This is a genomic window from Asticcacaulis sp., from assembly GCF_035497195.1.
In the GTDB taxonomy this organism is placed as follows: domain Bacteria; phylum Pseudomonadota; class Alphaproteobacteria; order Caulobacterales; family Caulobacteraceae; genus Asticcacaulis.
Genome location: NZ_DATJDZ010000014.1, coordinates 596010 through 610664, shown reverse-complemented (window position 1 = coordinate 610664; position 14655 = coordinate 596010). Strand labels below are relative to the sequence as shown.

The following is a 14655-nucleotide window of genomic DNA, read 5'->3' as shown; positions in this document are numbered from 1 at the left end:
AGGCTGCGCCATGTCCGAAACCGCTCCCAGAAAGCCGCATTTCGCCGAATTCGTCGCCCTGATCGCCTCGCTGATGGCGCTGGGCGCACTCGGCATCGACTCTATGCTGCCCGCCCTGCCGGTGATCGGCGCGGATCTGGATGTGAAGGTCGAAAACCATCTGCAATGGATCGTTTCGATCTACTTCCTCGGCATGGGCATCGGCCAACTGTGCTTTGGCATCCTGTCCGACTGGCTGGGCCGTAAACGCGTATTGATTGCCGGCGTGGTGGTCTATGTTATCTTCAGCCTGATCGCCGCCTTCAGCCAGAATTTCGCCTTCCTGCTGATCCTGCGCCTGTTTCAGGGGTTCGCCGTCGCCACCACCGGCGTAGTGACGCGCTCGATTATCCGCGACCTCTACAGTGGCGCGCAAATGGCCAAGGTCATGTCGATCAGCGTTGTCGTCTTCCTGCTCGTGCCGATCCTCGCCCCCAGTCTCGGCCAGCTTGTGCTTCTGGTCTGGCCGTGGCGCGCCATCTTCCTGATCATGTCGATCCTGGGGGCCATGACCGCCATCTGGGCGTGGATTCGCTTGCCGGAAACCATGAACCCCGCCGATCGCCGCCGCCCTGACCTGGCGCACCTGAAACGCGTCACCTTTTTTGTCGTCACCGAACCCGGTTCGATCTTCTATTCGCTGGCCATCATGTGCCTGATCGGCGGCCTGCTCGCCTATGTCGCCCTGATGCCGCAGATATTCGCCGAAGTCTTCCACAAGCCGCACCTGATGGCCGGCATCTTCGCCGCCTGCGCCGGCACAATGGGCGCGGCCTCGGCGCTCAATGCCTCGCTGGTCGAACGCCTCGGCACCAAACGCATTTCGCATACCGCCCTCACCGGCTACCTGGTGGTGACCGCCATCCATATGGCCTGGGCGTGGAGCGGCCGCGAAACCATAGTCAGCTTCGCCCTCCTGCAAGCCCTGACGATGGGCCTGATGTCGCTGTCGACCTCCAATTTCTCAGCCGTGGCCATGGAAAAGGTCGGCCATGTCGCCGGCACGGCCGCCTCCCTGCAAGGGGTCATCACCACGGTGGGCGGGGCTTTCGTTTCCGGCTTTATCGGCGCCGGCTGGACCGGCCATATCTATTGGCTGCCGCTGGCCGCATTGATCTGCGGCACGATCGCCTTCACGCTGATCGCCATCGCCGAAAAGGGCCGGCTGTACAGAAACCAGTAATCTACCGGCACAAACCGCTTGCCAAAAACGCCGCCTGATCATATACCTTGCATCACAAAGTAATTGGTCATGAAAGGCTCAAGTGCCGCCGTCACCTGACAAAACGCCAGAAAGCCGCCGCACCCAGATGTACAAGGGCGTGCTCGAACTGGCCCTGATGCGCCTGTTGCAGGATGGCGCGCAGTACGGCCTGAAAATCCTCGACGCCCTGCGCACGGAAGCCGGTCTCGACCTGTCCGAAGGCACGCTTTACCCGTTGCTGCACCGGCTGGAAAAGGCGGGCCTGATCAAGGCCGAGTGGCGGCATGAGGCCGAAGCCAGTCATCCGCGCAAATATTACGGCCTGACACCGGCGGGCGCCACCGAACTGAAGGTGCAGACGGAAATCTGGCTGGACCTGACCGGCCAGCTGAACGCGTTTTTGCAAAGGGGGATCAAGCCATGAGCGAGCAAGCCGACATCGATACCTGGCTGGGCTATCTCGAACAGGTGCTGGCGCCCCTGCCCGCCGCCGAGCGGGAGGACATTGTGGTCGAGGCCCGTGCTCATCTGGAAGAGCGCCTGGCCGCCGGCCTTAGCGCCACTTCCGCTCTGGCCGGTTTCGGCAAGGCGGAAACCTATGCCCGCGCCTTTCTGGAAGACCACAAGCTGAATACTGCGCTCGACAGCCAGCGCAGCGTCGCCATGGTCAGGGCGCTGCTGTCCGTGGCCGGCCAGAGCCTGATCGCCACGCTTGGCCTGATCATGTTCCTGGTTTTCAGCCTCACCACACTGGGCGCAATTGCCTGCATCCTGCTCAAGATGGCCCAGCCGCAGATGGTCGGGGTCTGGTCGGAGCCAGGCTATTTCGCCCTCGGCGCCCTGACCGATCCACCGAAAGTACCGGAAATGCTGGGCGGCTGGGTTTATCCGATTTTGATCTCCATCGCCGTCATCGATGCCTGGCTGGCGCGCTTCAGCCTGGTGCTGGCGCTCAAGGGCATAAAGGGACAATCCGGTCGGGAATAGGCGGGCGGTCTTTTTCTACCCGCCCCTCTGGACATTTTGACAACTCTGGATTAATTCGGAATATGACAAAATAAGAGGGGAAATCATCATGAAGACATCTCTGGCACTGATCAGCGCCGCCCTGGCCATGGTATTCGCTGCGCCTGCTTTTGCTGAAGAGGCCGCGGGCGACTGGGGCGGGCTGCTGATGGCGCAGTTGCACATCATCGTCCACGTCAAAAAGGACGACAAGGGCCAGTACAGCGCCTCGCTGGAAAGCCCCGATCAGGGTGCCTTCGTCCTGCCGGCCGATGCGGTGACGGCCACGCCTGATCATCTCGCCTTCGCCATCACCAAGATCAACGGCAGTTATGACGGCGTCTGGGACGATAAGAAACAGGCATGGGTCGGCACCTGGACTCAAGGCCAGGCCATGCCGCTCGAACTCAAGCGACTGGCTGACGGCAAGGTGGTCGCTTCTGAACCCAAACGCCCCCAGGAAGAGGCGATCATGGCCGGGCCACGCCCCTATACGGTTGCCGAAGTCGCCTTCGACAGTTCGGCGGCCGGTGTCAGACTGGCCGGCACTTTCAGCGTGCCTGAGGGCCAAGGCCCCTTCCCCGCCGTCGTGCTGATCGCCGGTTCCGGGCCGCAGACACGCGTTGAAAACGTCTTCGGCCACAAGCTATTTCTCGTGCTGGCCGATGCGCTGAACCGCGCCGGCATCGCCGTACTGCGGTATGACAAGCGCGGTATCGGCCAGTCCACCGGCGACTATGCGAATGCGACAACGACGGATTTTACCGCCGACGCCATCGCCGCGGTGAACTGGCTGAAGACACGCCCCGAGGTCGACAAGGCGCATGTCGGCGTCATTGGCCATTCCGAAGGCGGGCTGATCGCGCCGGCTGTCGCCGTCAGCGATTCATCGGTCGGCTTTATCGTCCTGATGGCCGGTCCCGGCCTTCCCGGCGATCAGATACTTCTGTTGCAGCAGGCCGCTATCGCCCGTGCGGCCGGACAACCGGAAGCCGCTATCGCTAATGCTGAAAAGGTGAACAAGGCGGCCTTTGAGATAATCAAATCGGCGCAGAGCCTTGAGGATGCGAAAGCAAAAGCCGCCGCCATGGCCGCCGATCTGGTCGCCGGCGGACAGATGACCCAGGCCCAGGCCGATGCGGCTTTTGCCAGGGTTACGACGCCCTGGTTCTACGAATTCATCCGTTCCGATCCCCGCCCCGTGCTGGAAAAGGTGAAGGCGCCGGTGCTGGCAATCAATGGCGCGCTCGACACGCAGGTCCCGCCAAAGGAAGATCTGGCAGCGATCCGGGAGGCGCTGAAAAACAATCCGGACACGACCGTCATGGAACTGCCCGGCTTCAACCATATCTTCCAGACCGCCACGACCGGGGCGCCTTCGGAATATGAGCGCATTGAGGAAACCCTGTCACCGGTGGCCTTGAAAATCATCACCGACTGGGTAGTGGCACATAGCCGTTAAGACGTCTTCAGTTCGCCTTCCAGCCATTCCATGTCGTCGTCACTGAGGCCGAAATGGTGCCCCGTTTCGTGGATCAGGATATGGCTTACAAGGTCTTCCAGTGTGACACCGCCGTCCGCCCATTCATCGAGTATGGCGCGACGGAACAGGTGGATCATCGGCGGCAGGTCGCCGGTCATGGCTTCCAGTTCTGCCGGGCGCCCTGTGTAAAGGCCCGTCAACTCGTAAGCATCCCCGATTTCCAGTTGATTGAGCAGGTCCTCGGACGGAAAGTCCTCGACGATCAGCACGACGTCTTTCAGATAGCCCGCAAACGGGTCGGGCAGCCGTTTCAGGGCTGCCCGCGCGATTATCTCGATATCGTCAAGCGAGGGTGCAAGACCGAAAGTGTTCATAAGACGTTTCTCCCAAAAATCGCGATAGGCGAGTCGAATAGCAGGAGGCTAACGCCGTCCGTATTTAAATACGGGACAGCGACGCCGACGCACTAGGCGGCCGCCTTATGTGATTTTCAGCCTTCGATGTCTTCGGGCAGGCCCACCACATGGAAACCGGCATCGACGTGAACCACTTCGCCGGTGGTCGAGAAGCCGAGGTCCGAGGCCAGCCACAAGGCTGCGCCCGCAACGCCTTCCATCGAAGTTTCCTGCTTCATCAGCGAAAATTGCCCCGACTTGGCGTGCAGACCGCGGCCGCCGGAAATACCCGCCAGCGACAGGGTGCGCATGGCGCCCGCCGAGATGGCGTTGACGCGGATACCCTTGGGACCCAGATCGCGGGCGATATAACGGGTCGAGGCTTCCAGCGCCGCCTTGGCGACGCCCATCGTGTTGTAGTTGGGGATCACGCGCTCGGCGCCGAGATAGGTGAGCGTCACCAGCGAACCGCCGTTCGGCATCAGTTCGGCGGCGCGGCGCGACACGTCGACGAACGAGAAGGCCGAGACATTCAGCGCCAGCAGGAAGCCTTCGCGCGTGGTGTTTTCGACGAACGAGCCTTGCAGTTCGTTCTTGTTGGCGAAGGCCACCGAGTGGATGACGAAATCGATCTCGCCGAAAACCTCTTTCAGTTTGGCGAAGGCGGCGTCCATCGACTCGTCGGAGGTCACGTCACATTCGATCAGGTGCTTGACGCCGATCGATTCCGCCAGCGGGCCGACGCGGCGCAGCAGGCTTTCACCCATATAGGAGAAGGCCATTTCGGCGCCCTGGGCGGCCAGTTGCGAGGCGATGCCCCAGGCGATGGACTTGTCATTGGCCACGCCCATGACCAGGCCCTTCTTGCCCTTCATCAGAGAGCCTGTGGGGAAGTTCCATTCGTCAGCCATGGAGTAGTCCTTATAAGTCTTCTTGGGATAAGATGATCGAGCCGTTGGTGCCGCCGAAGCCGAACGAATTCGACATGACGGTGCCGATTGGCCCGTCGAAGCGCTTGCGCAGGATGTTCATGCCGTCGAACGCCGGATCGAGATTGTCGATGTGGGCGCTTTCGGCGGCGAAACCGTTCTGCATCATCAGCAGGCAGTAGATGGCTTCCTGCGCGCCGGCAGCCCCCAGTGAGTGGCCGGTCAGCGACTTGGTCGAAGAAATCATCGGGCTGTTGCCGCCGAAGACATCGCGCACCGCGCCCATTTCCTTCTCGTCGCCCACCGGCGTCGAGGTGCCGTGCGGATTTAGATAGTCGATCTTACGGCCTTTCGCATCGGCCAGAGCGATCTTCATGCAGCGCGCCGCGCCCTCGCCGGAGGGAGCGACCATATCGTAGCCATCCGAATTGGCGGCATAACCCACCACTTCGGCGATGATATTGGCGCCGCGGGCCTTGGCGCGTTCGTATTCTTCGACCACCACCATGCCGGCGCCGCCGGCGATGACGAAGCCGTCGCGGTCGCGGTCATAGGCGCGCGAAGCAATGGCCGGTCGGTCGTTGAAGTTCGACGACATGGCGCCCATCGCGTCGAACATGTCGGAAAGCGTCCAGTCGAGTTCTTCGGTGCCGCCGGCGAACATCACGTCCTGCTTGCCCATCATGATCTGCTCCGCCGCCGCCCCGATGCAGTGCACGGAGGTGGCGCAGGCCGAGGAGATCGAATAGTTGATGCCGCGAATCTCGAACCAGGTCGCCAGCACGGCCGACGGGCCGGACGACATGGCCTTGGGCACAGCAAATGGCCCGATGCGCTTGGGCGAGGTCTTTTCGCGGGTAATATCCGCCGCCGCCACGATGGCGCTGGTCGAAGGACCGCCGGCGCCGAAGATGATGCCGGTACGCTCATTGGAGATATCGTCTTTTTCCAGGCCCGAAGACGCGATCGCCTGCTCCATGGCGATATGGCCATAGGCCAGGCCCGGCGACAGGAAGCGTGCGGCGCGGCGATCGATCAGCGATTGCCAGTCATCGATCTTCGGTGGGGCATGGACCTGGCACTTGAAGCCAAGGCGCACATAATCATCGGCGGTGACCACACCGGAGCGCGCCTCTTTCAGCGACTGCGTGACCTCATCGGCGCCAAGGCCGATGGAAGACACAATTCCCAGTCCTGTAATCACGACTCTACGCATGTAATATCCTACTTGTTAGTCCCTGCGGCGAATACCAATAAAGCCTTATACTGGCCCTTAACCGAGTTCCTTGGCGTCAAACAGGCCGACGCGCAGGCCCGACGCCTGATAGATAATCTTGCCATCGGCTTCGACAACCCCGTCGCCGATGCCCATGATCAGTTTGCCCGACATGACTCGCTTCATATCGATCTTGTACGTCACTTTCTTCACGGCGTTGGTCACCTGGCCGGTGAACTTCACCTCGCCGACGCCGAGCGCGCGGCCACGGCCGGGATTACCCTTCCAGCCAAGGAAGAAGCCGACCAGTTGCCACATGGCGTCAAGGCCGAGGCAGCCCGGCATAACCGGATCGCCGATGAAGTGGCAAGCGAAGAACCACAGGTCCGGATTGATGTCGAGTTCTGCCTCGATATACCCCTTGCCGAAAGCGCCGCCCGTCTCGCTGATCTGGACGATGCGGTCGAACATCAGCATCGGCGGGGCCGGAAGCTGGGCATTGCCCGGACCGAACATATCGCCGCGCCCGCAGGACAGCAGGTCTTCGTACGAAAAGGAGGAGGGGCGTTCGGTCATCAGCAAAAAGCTCCGCGGCAATCGGGGCGCTTCAGTCAAGCGAGTTCCCAATGCGTGTAACATTAAAAAATGATGCGTTACATGATGCCGCGCGCCGGCTCAATAGTTTTAATGCGCAATCGCCGTCAGGGTCGTGTAAAACATGTGAAATGAACGCTTGTCTTCGCCAAGGAAAACGCGTCTTTATTTACTGGCGAACGGGTCCGGACGCTTGCAGGCGGCGGTGGTTTGCGTGCCCCACAGCGGAGCCTGCGGCACCCAGCCGGTCTGGCCGGAGACGGAAATACGACACCAGCCGTCTTTGCATTTATCCAGCGAGGCCAGCACCCTTGGCTTCAATATGGCCTTGATATCGGCTTCTTCATCCGGTTTCTGGCGCATTTTCAGTTTTTGCCCCGCCGGACTGAGCACGGTTTTCGGCGCCTGAAGCATGGTGCGGCTGATCCAGGCGACCGCGCCTTCCGAATCGCAGATCAGGCGCCAGTCGCGCGTTTCGGAAATGATCTGTACCGGCAAGGAAGCCTTATGATAGACCCAGACGACGCTATTATCCTTGCTCGGTCCGTTGCGGGCATTGACCTCATTACGGCGCAGCATGGCCCAGCGCGGCACTTGCAGGCCCGAGGGCGTATCGAAGACCTCGCCTTCGGCGTGAACGGGTCCAGTGACAAACCCCGCGCCAAGGACCGTCAGGGCCGCGAACATAAGCGCCGGCTTGCGCCAAAAGGCTTGAAAGAACGGGTATAAAGCGTTTATGTCGAAAAAACCTGTGAACACGGACGGACGCATATCTGGCTGACGTTTATGGGGGTGGGCGGTTTCGGCCGGAAAGACCGGAATGACAGTCCCGCATGATTGCCCGCAAGGGTTCAGATTTGGTTAACCGAGTGTGAATTCATTCGGCAGAAACGGGCGCCAACAGCCCGGCGGCGCTTCAGGGTTTCGGGAAAGGATTCTGGCTGCGCTGACAATAACGCTTACAAGCGCTTTCCGAAACGTGTGACGCACTTTTCGGGTTAAAAAGCGCGCAAAAAAAAGAACAAAGGCATTTATGAGCGCTGTAAAACTCAAGGTCGTCCTCACCATCAAGCTGCCCGACGCGGTTGAAACGCGTATGCGCGAGCTGTTCAACACCACATTGTGGCTGCACATGACTCCGATGCCACCTTCGAGTATCCTCGAAGCCGCGCAGGACACCGACGTCCTGGTCACCTCGATCAATGACCGCATCGACGCCGACTTCTTCGCCAATTGCGGCGACCGCCTGAAGATGATCGCCAATTTTGGCGTCGGTCACGAACACATCGATATCAACGCCGCCACCGAAAAAGGCATCATGGTCACCAATACACCGGGCGTTCTGACCGAGGACACCGCTGAAATGACGATGGGCCTGATCATGGCCGTGTCGCGCCGCTTCGTTGAAGGCGCCGAACTGGTGCAGAAGGGCGAGTTTTCCGCCTGGTCGCCCACCTTCATGCTCGGCCGTCGCATCTTCGGCAAGCGCCTCGGCATCATCGGCATGGGCCGCATCGGCCAGGCGCTGGCCCGCCGCGCCCAGGCGTTTGGCATGAGCGTCCACTACCATAACCGCAAGCCGGTCTCGGCGCGGATCAGCGACGAGCTGGGCGCCACCTATTGGGACGATCTCGACCAGATGCTGGCGCGCATGGACGTTATCTCGATCAATGCCCCCGGCGGCGAAGGCACCAAGCACCTGCTCAACGCCGAGCGCCTGGCGAAGCTGCAACCCCACGCCATCCTCGTCAATACGGCGCGCGGTCAGATCGTCGATGAAAAAACCCTAGCCGCCATGTTGCGCGAAAAGCGTATCGCCGGCGTCGGACTCGATGTCTACGAACGCGAACCGGCGATCAATCCGGAACTGATCGGCCTGCCCAACGCCATCCTGCTGCCGCACATGGCGTCCTCGACCATCGAGGCCCGCCAGGACATGGGCGACCGGGTGATCCTCAACATCAAGACGCACCAGGACGGCCACCGCCCGCCCGACCGTGTCATCCCGGCCATGCTGTAGTACTCCCCACCTATGGTGGGGAGGGGGACCGCGCCGCCCTTGCGGCGTGGTGGTGGGGTTTCTGGCTTCCTTTGCCGCCTGCAAAAGTTTTTCACAGGATTCCGAAAAAAGGCGCTTGCAATGAAAACGGCCTTCCGTCTATAAGGCCGCTCTCCCGGCGAGATACTGTCTTCGGACATTGACTTGCCAACGGATAACGCGGGCGTAGCTCAGCGGTAGAGCGCGACCTTGCCAAGGTCGATGTCGAGAGTTCGATCCTCTTCGCCCGCTCCAATCCCTTTCAGGGATTGTTTTTGTTGATTTTTTGAAATCATCTTGAAATGAATAAAAAGCATCCTTCGGGGTGCTTTTTTCGTTTCCGACCTTATCCCTCAGCCCCAACTTGAGAGTTTGAAGCCCGAGGCCATTACAACGGCCAACGGTGTCAGGTCTATCGATACCCACTCCATCTACGCGCGGTCTCGCATTCTAAAATCAGGCAGATGATTTTGTTTTAGCTCGACCATTATCGCGGGAGACGCATCTGCGCTTTCTCAAACAGACAGAGGCGGTTTGGCGGCACGACGGGTCGCAAAGGCAACCACAGCCTGAATCGCTACAACCGTTCCCCACATTGTTATTTTACAGGCGGGATGTCCATTACGGAAGCGGTCGTACATTGACCATATCCTCAGGAGACGAACATGGTAGACGCTGCAGATATTAAAGAACATGCCGAAGTCATTGGCGCAGATGGCGTCCACGTTGGCACGGTTGACCACGTAGATGGCAGGCGCATCAAACTGACAAAGCTGGAAGTGGAAAACAAGGCGCACAGGGGTCATCACCATTATATTGACCTCGGCCTCGTCGCGGATATTGAAGGTGATCGGGTAAGGCTATCCGCCAATGCCGACGTCGCCGTGACACTCGAAGAAGAGGAAAACGGCCAGGACGTCTGAGCCCTGTACCATGCACGCTGCCGACACCTATTAGACTTTCAAAAAGAGCGAGCACCCGCCGTCACATCACAGCGTGCAACCGCCCGGATTTTCCAACACAGCCTTCCGGCGGGACCACTTCAGGCGCCCGGCGGAAGGTCCGGCCATTGCGTTCCAGCAAAACACCCAGATCCGCCACCGCCTCGCATAAAGGCTCCGGCCGGCCTTGCCCCACCATCCAGCGCGCATGGGCCAAAGCGCGCGCCTCATCTCCGCCCTGCGCCGCCGCGAAAAGCGCCAGCAGGCTCAGTTCATCATGCGTCATGTGGATATGCCCCGGCCGCGACAGGGTGATCGGCCGTTTCCCTTTGGCGAGGGCCAGCAAGACCCGCTCGAACGCCTTGGCGCCGGCCTCGACATGCGGCCCGAAGGCATGGCTGAACTCGCGGTGGATCATGCGACATTCCGGCGCACAGGCGACCGCCGTCCGCATCACCCAGACGATGAAATGCTCGGCATAGCTCAGATTGCGGATGTCATTAGGCGCGGCTTCCGGTGCGGACATGGCTGACCTCTGCTCAGAATTATATTGCGAATAATTCTCATTAGCATTACAGTGACCCTATGGCAAGCACCTGAGGATAGATCATGACACGTACATTTACGGAACCGACCCTCGACGATCTGTTGACCGACCCACTGGTTCAGATGGTCATGCGCAGCGACGGGCTGACACGCGGCTTCGTCAGGGAATTGATGGAAACGGCCCGCCAGACTTTGAGGCGCGCCAAGGCCCTCAGACCCAATGTATATCTGCCTTAGCCGCCTGAAGATAACAAACGGCGTTGAGCGCGGCGATCCGCTTTTTGATATCATTGGTCAGGACGGCGAGGCCCGATCCTGACAACCGGCGATTCAACGACATATCCATGAAGTGATTGAACGCCCCCAGTTCGGCCGGCACCCTGGCGGCGAAATGCGATCCGACAAGCTGCTTTATGGCCGCGAAGATGATTTCCGGCTCCGCCACCTTCTGCTCAATGCGCTTCATCAAACGATCGACTTCCCGATCCAGATCCATATCGTGCTCCATAGTCGCCGGGTGAAACGCATACGCATTTCAACCGGGGCGACCGATTAAATTTCAACAGTGGGGATGCAAGGATACTGGAGGGCCGCTGGTCAGAAACGCTGATCGGGGCCGCTCGTTACTATGGCGATACGCTAACAGTCCGCGCCCAAAAGTAAACCCCATATGAGGGTAAATGGCCAGTTCACTTTACTTTTGCGTGTATAGGTTTGGCGGCCGCCTGCCAATCCCCATCCCCATCCCCATCCCCATCCCCACCAGATGATTTCGCTTGCATCCAACTCAGGTACGGTTTTTGCTTGAACCGGGGGCATCGGACGGAGTCTGTCACAAAATGACGCACCTGCCGGTTGGGGTTTGAGGTAGGGTTCGGGTATGTTGTTGCAAAGTGAGCATGATCTGGTCGCCCTTTTAGGAGTCGCCGCCTTCATCCTGCTTGCCCTGGCGGTCATCGGCGGCGTCATCGCTTCGCTCAAATCCTTCCAGGTCCGCCAGTTCCAGGACCTGCTGTTCAAGGCCGAGCGCAAGATCGACACATTAGAGCGCCGCATGTTCAACGTGCTCAACGCCGTGCCGGTGGCCCTGGTCGAAACCGACACCAGCGGCAAGTTCACCTTCGCCAACCGTTCGGCGCATCAGCTTTTGGGCCGCAAGGATTCCGAACTGCTCGGCCTGCGTTTCCATTCCGCCACCTGGGGCATCACCTATCCCGACGGCCGCATGATCCCGGCCGACCTGCTGCCGATCGCCCGCACCCTGCGCGGCCAGACCGTCAAGGGCTTCCAGCATCTGCTGGTCAATCACGGCAGCCGCGAAAAGGTGCTGGTCAGCGTCACCTCCATGCCGATCATGAACGGCGCCGGTGAGATCATCGGTTCCACCGCCGCCATGGTCGAACTGGAAACGGCCTCCGGCGAGGGCATAGACGACCTGAACGGCCTGTGGCGCGGTCAATGGTTCGCCGCGGCGACCGTGCCGTTCTGGGGGCTGGATTCCAAAGGCCAGATCATCGACATCAACAACGCCGCGCTCGACGCTTTCGATCTTACGCGCGAACAGGCGCTGGGTCAGAACTGGACGCAGTTCTTCGTGGCGGACGGCGATTTCCAGAAAGCCATCGATTATCTCGGTGACCGGCAGGATGACGCCTCGCCGCACAACCAGACCTCGATCCAACTCACGCTCAAGGCATCGCATGGCGACAGCCAGCCTTGCGTCGTCACCGCCTGGGTTGTGCGCACCCATGAAGGCGGTGACAGCGGCCTGACCGTGACGGCCCTGCCCTCCGGCATCCTGCCCGCCGCGGCACCATCTGCCGCTCCCGCCGATGAGGCACACGCGCTTGCGGCCGAGGAACTGGCCGATCACCGCCTGGCCGAAGAGGCGCGCGCCGCGCTCGGTGTCGGCACCTGGCAGTATGATGCGGAGGCCGATACCATTGTCGAAGACGCCGGCATGATGGCGCTGATTGGCCGCGAATATCCCGGCGGCCCGACGCTGATTTCCGATACCGACCAGGCCGTGGCCGATACCGCCTTCGGTCAGTTGATGAGCGGCGAAAGCGACCATCTGGCGCTCGATATCAAGGTCACGCGGCCTGATGGAAGCGAACGGTGGATTGCGCTGGAAGGCCAGGCCAAGTCCGTTAATGGCGAGCGTCATATCTATGGCGTCGCCTTCGATTGCACGACCTGGAAGAGCGCACAGCCGGCACCCGCGCTTGAAGATACTGTTTCCAAGGCCCGCGAAGCCGCTTTGGCCGAGGCGCGCACCGCTTTTGAGGCCGAGCTGGAAGCCGCCCGTATCGAAGCGGCGCTCGAACGCGAAAGCGCCATCACCGAAGCCGCCGCCGTCGCCCGCGAAGAAGCCTTGTCGGAGATGCCAACGCCCTATGACTGGCATATGCCGCCGCCCCTGCCCGATCCGGTTATCATCCACGAACCCGATCCGCTGGTCATGGCCGAGAACGCAGAACTGAGGGCACGGATCACGGACGCCGAAAGCCGCCGCGACGCCTTGCAGCGGCAACTTGATGAGGCGCTTGCGACCAAATCGGCCGAAGAGGGTCGCGTCAATGAGATGACCGCCGAACTGGGCATGGCTCGCGCCGTCCAGGCCGCGCTGGAAACCGAATTGAACGCCCTGCACAATACGCCGGTGGTCGAACCCGATTACAGCGCCTATGAAGCCCGCATCCGGTCACTGCAAACCGAGCTGAAAACGGCTGAAGACGAAAAGGCGGGTATTGAGCAACGTTACCGCGAACTGGCCGAAACGCCCGCGCCGGAGCCTGATTTCAGCGCACATGAATCCCGCATCGCCGCGCTCGAAGACAGCCTGAAAGCGGCGCAGCAGCGTCATGATGACCTGGCCCAGCGTTATCATGTGCTGTCCAATACGCCGGCGCCGGAACCGGATTACCGGATGCACGAGGCGCGCATTACCGGCCTGAAAAACGCCCTCGATCAGGCGGCGGCGCGTCATGCCGAGCTTCAGGCGGCGCATAAGGCTCTGCTGAATAGACCGGCGCCGGAGCCCGACACGTCGGAATGGGAGGCAAAACTGGCCGCCGCGCAGTTTGATATCACCAAATGGCAGGCCGCCTATCATGACGCCCAGGCGCGCCTGGAGCAGGCGCCCGCTGTCGATCACAGTGCGCTGGAAGCCCGCCTGAACGATCTGCAAACACAGTTCGATCGGGCCAACGAAGCCCTCAGCCATGCCCAGCGCTACGAGACGGTCGGCCGCCTGACCAGCGATGTGGCGCAGGATTTCGCCCAGATGCTCAATGTGATCAACGGCGCGCTGGAAGTCATGGCCCGCCAGAGCGACAGCCCGGAGAATATCCGCCGTCTGTCGGAAGCCGCGCTTGCCGCCGGCAAACGCGGCGAACGCCTGACTCGCCAGTTACAGGCGTTTCAGTCGGAAGAGTTCTGAATTCGGTAGCCTCTGGCCGCTTTTCTAAAGTAAGATACCCCACCACCACGCCTTCGGCGCGGTCCCCCTCCCCAACAAGTCGGGGAGGTATAAGGTCTATGCTTATTATCTTACCTCCCCGGCTATGCCGGGGAGGGGGACCGCGAGCCGACTCTTTAGAAGACACGCAATGAAAGGCTCGTGGTGGTGGGGTTTCTTGCTTTCTTTAGCGCAGGGTTATGGCACGGTTCGGTTTCAAGGCAGAAGATTTGCGGTTGTGGGCGCTGGTGACAGCGACCGTGCGACCGCACAAACCTGTCCGCGAACCCGAAGCCAAACCCCAGACCGAAACTCTCAAAATCGCCGACATGCCGGGCGAAATGAGCGCCACCAAGCCTGCCCCCGTGCCGCTGACGCCCTTCAAGCTCGGACAATCGCTCAAGCCCGTCAGCGGTTTCAAGATCACCCGCGCGGCGGACTATGCCCCTGATCCGATCGAGCCGAAACGCAAGCGCCGCATCAGCCGCGAACGCGACCCGATCGAGGCGCGGCTTGATCTGCACAACATGACCGCCTTCGCCGCCGAGGCCCGCCTGAAAGCCTTCGTCCAGCAGGCCTATGCCAATGATTATCGCGCCATTCTCGTCATCACCGGCAAGGGCGTTTCCGAAAACGGCATATTGAAACGCCATGCGCCCGAATGGCTGGCCGATCCGGCGTTATCGCATATCGTCGCCGGCATTTCGCAGGCCCATGCCCGCCACGGCGGCGCCGGCGCGCTGTACGTGGCGCTCAAGCGGCGAAGCTAACTCTCTCCTCCCAATCGAGCCTCGGCAAAGATGGG

The 14655-nt window shown here is 60.8% G+C and carries 16 protein-coding genes and 1 tRNA gene; 10 read left to right on the top strand and 7 right to left on the bottom strand.

Features of this window, described 5'->3' with window-relative positions; all coding sequences use genetic code 11:
- The first annotated feature begins 10 nt into the window (after positions 1-10).
- The 4 genes from VL130_RS06965 (at position 11) to VL130_RS06950 (ending at position 3710) form a co-directional block, all read left to right on the top strand.
- The gene (locus tag VL130_RS06965; protein WP_325362020.1) at positions 11-1222 is read left to right on the top strand and encodes a multidrug effflux MFS transporter; all 1212 of its coding nucleotides are present in this window, start codon (positions 11-13) and stop codon (positions 1220-1222) included.
- 82 nt (positions 1223-1304) lie between these two features.
- A complete protein-coding gene (locus VL130_RS06960; protein ID WP_325362019.1) occupies positions 1305-1667 on the top strand; it encodes a PadR family transcriptional regulator in 363 nt (120 codons plus the stop codon).
- The gene (locus tag VL130_RS06955) at positions 1664-2230 is read left to right on the top strand and encodes a DUF1700 domain-containing protein (protein WP_325362018.1); all 567 of its coding nucleotides are present in this window, start codon (positions 1664-1666) and stop codon (positions 2228-2230) included. Before VL130_RS06960 ends, VL130_RS06955 begins: the two co-directional genes overlap by 4 nt.
- Positions 2231-2318: 88 nt before the next feature.
- Positions 2319-3710 carry an alpha/beta hydrolase family protein gene (locus tag VL130_RS06950; RefSeq protein WP_325362017.1) on the top strand — a complete coding sequence of 464 codons (1392 nt, stop codon included), beginning with the start codon at positions 2319-2321 and terminating at the stop codon, positions 3708-3710.
- Here VL130_RS06950 and VL130_RS06945 read toward each other — a convergent pair.
- The 5 genes from VL130_RS06945 to VL130_RS06925 form a co-directional block, all read right to left on the bottom strand.
- Complete coding sequence (locus VL130_RS06945; RefSeq protein WP_325362016.1) at positions 3707-4105, bottom strand: metallopeptidase family protein; 399 nt, start codon at positions 4103-4105, stop codon at positions 3707-3709. The two genes, VL130_RS06950 and VL130_RS06945, sit on opposite strands and share 4 nt — an antisense overlap.
- Before the next feature lie 116 nt (positions 4106-4221).
- The gene (locus tag VL130_RS06940) at positions 4222-5037 is read right to left on the bottom strand and encodes an enoyl-ACP reductase (protein ID WP_325362015.1); all 816 of its coding nucleotides are present in this window, start codon (positions 5035-5037) and stop codon (positions 4222-4224) included.
- Between the two features lie 10 nt (positions 5038-5047).
- Positions 5048-6271 carry a beta-ketoacyl-ACP synthase I gene (gene fabB / locus VL130_RS06935; RefSeq protein WP_325362014.1) on the bottom strand — a complete coding sequence of 408 codons (1224 nt, stop codon included), beginning with the start codon at positions 6269-6271 and terminating at the stop codon, positions 5048-5050.
- Between the two features lie 57 nt (positions 6272-6328).
- Complete coding sequence (gene fabA / locus VL130_RS06930) at positions 6329-6847, bottom strand: 3-hydroxyacyl-[acyl-carrier-protein] dehydratase FabA (RefSeq protein ID WP_325362013.1); 519 nt, start codon at positions 6845-6847, stop codon at positions 6329-6331.
- Between the two features lie 183 nt (positions 6848-7030).
- A complete protein-coding gene (locus VL130_RS06925) occupies positions 7031-7552 on the bottom strand; it encodes an SH3 domain-containing protein (protein WP_325362012.1) in 522 nt (173 codons plus the stop codon).
- Between the two features lie 346 nt (positions 7553-7898).
- Between VL130_RS06925 and VL130_RS06920 the strand changes: the two genes are divergently transcribed.
- The 3 genes from VL130_RS06920 (at position 7899) to VL130_RS06910 (ending at position 9826) form a co-directional block, all read left to right on the top strand.
- Positions 7899-8885: a D-glycerate dehydrogenase gene (locus VL130_RS06920; protein WP_325362011.1), complete on the top strand. Its 987-nt coding sequence runs from the start codon at positions 7899-7901 to the stop codon at positions 8883-8885.
- A gap of 198 nt (positions 8886-9083) precedes the next feature.
- Positions 9084-9158 (top strand) — tRNA-Gly (locus VL130_RS06915).
- A 410-nt stretch (positions 9159-9568) separates the two neighbouring features.
- Positions 9569-9826: a DUF2171 domain-containing protein gene (locus VL130_RS06910; RefSeq protein ID WP_325362010.1), complete on the top strand. Its 258-nt coding sequence runs from the start codon at positions 9569-9571 to the stop codon at positions 9824-9826.
- A 61-nt stretch (positions 9827-9887) separates the two neighbouring features.
- Here VL130_RS06910 and VL130_RS06905 read toward each other — a convergent pair whose 3' ends face one another.
- Positions 9888-10370 (bottom strand): hypothetical protein, encoded by a 483-nt coding sequence (locus tag VL130_RS06905; RefSeq protein WP_325362009.1) that lies wholly within the window; start codon positions 10368-10370, stop codon positions 9888-9890.
- Positions 10371-10453: 83 nt separating this feature from the next.
- Here VL130_RS06905 and VL130_RS06900 point away from each other — a divergent pair, with 83 nt between their 5' ends.
- A complete protein-coding gene (locus tag VL130_RS06900; RefSeq protein WP_325362008.1) occupies positions 10454-10627 on the top strand; it encodes a hypothetical protein in 174 nt (57 codons plus the stop codon).
- Here VL130_RS06900 and VL130_RS06895 read toward each other — a convergent pair.
- On the bottom strand, positions 10602-10886 hold the full coding sequence (locus tag VL130_RS06895; protein ID WP_325362007.1) for a hypothetical protein: 285 nt from the start codon (positions 10884-10886) through the stop codon (positions 10602-10604). The two genes, VL130_RS06900 and VL130_RS06895, sit on opposite strands and share 26 nt — an antisense overlap.
- Positions 10887-11270: 384 nt before the next feature.
- Between VL130_RS06895 and VL130_RS06890 the strand changes: the two genes are divergently transcribed.
- A complete protein-coding gene (locus VL130_RS06890) occupies positions 11271-13832 on the top strand; it encodes a PAS domain S-box protein (RefSeq protein WP_325362006.1) in 2562 nt (853 codons plus the stop codon).
- Positions 13833-14050: 218 nt separating this feature from the next.
- On the top strand, positions 14051-14620 hold the full coding sequence (locus VL130_RS06885) for a Smr/MutS family protein (protein ID WP_325362005.1): 570 nt from the start codon (positions 14051-14053) through the stop codon (positions 14618-14620).
- The last annotated feature ends 35 nt before the right edge of the window (positions 14621-14655 follow it).

Excerpts from the sequence above, each read along its gene's own strand:
- VL130_RS06965 (WP_325362020.1), top strand. The coding sequence starts at position 11 with ATGTCCGAAACCGCTCCCAGAAAGCCGCATTTCGCCGAATTCGTCGCC.
- VL130_RS06955 (WP_325362018.1), top strand. The coding sequence starts at position 1,664 with ATGAGCGAGCAAGCCGACATCGATACCTGGCTGGGCTATCTCGAACAG.
- VL130_RS06950 (WP_325362017.1), top strand. The coding sequence starts at position 2,319 with ATGAAGACATCTCTGGCACTGATCAGCGCCGCCCTGGCCATGGTATTC.
- VL130_RS06945 (WP_325362016.1), bottom strand. The coding sequence starts at position 4,105 with ATGAACACTTTCGGTCTTGCACCCTCGCTTGACGATATCGAGATAATC.
- VL130_RS06940 (WP_325362015.1), bottom strand. The coding sequence starts at position 5,037 with ATGGCTGACGAATGGAACTTCCCCACAGGCTCTCTGATGAAGGGCAAG.
- fabB (WP_325362014.1), bottom strand. The coding sequence starts at position 6,271 with ATGCGTAGAGTCGTGATTACAGGACTGGGAATTGTGTCTTCCATCGGC.
- fabA (WP_325362013.1), bottom strand. The coding sequence starts at position 6,847 with ATGACCGAACGCCCCTCCTCCTTTTCGTACGAAGACCTGCTGTCCTGC.
- VL130_RS06925 (WP_325362012.1), bottom strand. The coding sequence starts at position 7,552 with ATGTTCGCGGCCCTGACGGTCCTTGGCGCGGGGTTTGTCACTGGACCC.
- VL130_RS06920 (WP_325362011.1), top strand. The coding sequence starts at position 7,899 with ATGAGCGCTGTAAAACTCAAGGTCGTCCTCACCATCAAGCTGCCCGAC.
- VL130_RS06910 (WP_325362010.1), top strand. The coding sequence starts at position 9,569 with ATGGTAGACGCTGCAGATATTAAAGAACATGCCGAAGTCATTGGCGCA.
- VL130_RS06905 (WP_325362009.1), bottom strand. The coding sequence starts at position 10,370 with ATGTCCGCACCGGAAGCCGCGCCTAATGACATCCGCAATCTGAGCTAT.
- VL130_RS06900 (WP_325362008.1), top strand. The coding sequence starts at position 10,454 with ATGACACGTACATTTACGGAACCGACCCTCGACGATCTGTTGACCGAC.
- VL130_RS06895 (WP_325362007.1), bottom strand. The coding sequence starts at position 10,886 with ATGGATCTGGATCGGGAAGTCGATCGTTTGATGAAGCGCATTGAGCAG.
- VL130_RS06890 (WP_325362006.1), top strand. The coding sequence starts at position 11,271 with ATGTTGTTGCAAAGTGAGCATGATCTGGTCGCCCTTTTAGGAGTCGCC.
- VL130_RS06885 (WP_325362005.1), top strand. The coding sequence starts at position 14,051 with ATGGCACGGTTCGGTTTCAAGGCAGAAGATTTGCGGTTGTGGGCGCTG.